The 1,755-nt window shown below is 53.3% G+C and carries 3 protein-coding genes; all 3 read left to right on the top strand.

The genetic code is table 11. The features are described from left to right. Positions 1-114 precede the first annotated feature (114 nt). Positions 115-579 carry a hypothetical protein gene (locus ACOSYY_RS06470; protein ID WP_421661448.1) on the top strand — a complete coding sequence of 155 codons (465 nt, stop codon included), beginning with the start codon at positions 115-117 and terminating at the stop codon, positions 577-579. Beyond that, positions 564-1,244, top strand: a complete 681-nt coding sequence (locus ACOSYY_RS06465) for an FMN-binding protein (RefSeq protein ID WP_421661447.1) — start codon at positions 564-566, stop codon at positions 1,242-1,244. Before ACOSYY_RS06470 ends, ACOSYY_RS06465 begins: the two co-directional genes overlap by 16 nt. A 21-nt stretch (positions 1,245-1,265) precedes the next feature. Next, positions 1,266-1,755: Aq_1264-related membrane protein (locus ACOSYY_RS06460; RefSeq protein WP_421661446.1), on the top strand; the 490-nt coding region annotated here is incomplete at its 3' end.

Raw genomic sequence — 1,755 nt, 5'->3', positions numbered from 1 at the left:
GGTGACCCGGATCGACGGGAACGGGTTCTTATTCATGGCAGCCACGTATTTCTAGAAACCTAAGAAGACTGCTGCCTGCGTACGCAGGCAGCAGTCCGGGCCGAAGATGTCATCATGAGCATTAGGCAGAGTGTTGCAGGATTCTTAGGCGCTGGAATTCTCCTATGGCAAATCGGGTGCTCGTCATTGACGGGTCTGCAGGAGCGGTATGTCGTTTGTTCCTACGACAAGGTTTGGGATGCCGCCATCGACAGCGTCAAGGATAGGTCGATCAAAGTCCAAGAGAAGGATAAGGGACTCATCGAAACCGCATGGCTGGAGATCCCAATGCCCGGTCGAAAGTACGGAGCATTCCAGCGTGAAATGGAGAGCAAGGACCGCTCCCGCATCATCATGAATGTCAAGCGACTCAGCGACGTCACAAATGTCAATTTTATTGAGGAACGTCAGCGTTGGGCATTTCGCGGAGGATCAAGGCTTTTCGGCTGGGCTGATACGGACCCTTCCCGAGAGGTGATGACCGATGTCGAACACCGACTTGACGGCAAGCTCAAGGAGCAAGGATGCTCACTCGCCTAACCGCCTCCATCATCTGCTTTGCAGGATTCTCCCTGTGGACGACGGCCGCGCTCAGCGGCGAACGGATCTGGGACAATGAGTTGCGCCGATACGTCACCGAGCAGGACTTCAAGTACGAAGAATTCATGACCGAGGAAGAAGCTCTGAAACATGCTCTTCCGAAGTCGAAACGCATCCGACGGGAATTGATCCGCCTCACACAGGAGAAAAAGGAGTTGATCGAACAGCGCATCGGATGGAAGTTTCCGGAGGAATCGTTCGAGGTCTACATTGGAGAGACCGGAGACAAGATCGACGGCTATGCCATGATTCATAACACAATAGGAAAGTATAAGCCCATGACGTACATGGTCGGTGTGGACGCAGAAGGGACCTGTCAGGATGTCGAACTGCTGGTCTTTCGCGACGCCAAAGGCAGCGAAGTGCGTACGAAACGCTTTAACTCTCAATATGAAGGCAAGAACGTGTCCGATCCGATCCGCATCAACAAAGATATCATCAATATATCCGGCGCAACCATGTCCGTACGCTCCATGAGCGCGGGTGTGAAACGCGTGTTGGTGTTATTGGATGAGTTCTATTTGAAGCCCGCAGGACTAGGTAGCGACACGCTCGAAGCGCGCAGGGCCGAGAGAGGCTTCTTCAGCCTGCTGTTCGGCAAATAACCCCCGAAACTGTCTGACGTCATGCGGAATTTCAATACGCGCTTTCGCCTCCGAGACTCGGACCGCCATATCAGATTGCTCTATACGCAGTTCCTGCTCCTGATGCTGGTTGGATTTGCCTTTTCTTTTTTTTGGGCCCACGACATGACCGGGTTGTCTCCTCAGGGAATCGCGGACCATTACCGGGGGTCCGATGCCACATTCGGCGAACCGATGTCCTTTCGGGAGCTGGCCGAGGTTACCCACTTTCACTTGTTCACGATGCCCGTCGTTTTCATGATTCTCGCACACGTGCTCTACCTTACCGAGGCGAGTCATCTTATGAAAGTGGTGATGACCTGGATGTCTTTCGGAGGCGTGGGGTTGGATTTGGTGTCACCGTGGCTGATCAGCTATGTGTCTCCGTTTTTTGTGCTCACGATGCTGATGGGCGACACGCTGATGGTCGTAAGCTTCATCGTCATGATGGCAATCCCCATCTATGAAATGTGGATCCTGGAACAGCCGATGT

It is taken from the genome of Nitrospira sp. BLG_2, from assembly GCF_049222245.1.
Note: the sequence above shows the minus strand (reverse complement) of the source record. Positions and strands in the feature narration are given on the sequence as shown.

Coding starts and splice junctions, on each gene's coding strand:
- ACOSYY_RS06470 (WP_421661448.1), top strand. CDS start 115: ATGAGCATTAGGCAGAGTGTTGCAGGATTCTTAGGCGCTGGAATTCTC.
- ACOSYY_RS06465 (WP_421661447.1), top strand. CDS start 564: ATGCTCACTCGCCTAACCGCCTCCATCATCTGCTTTGCAGGATTCTCC.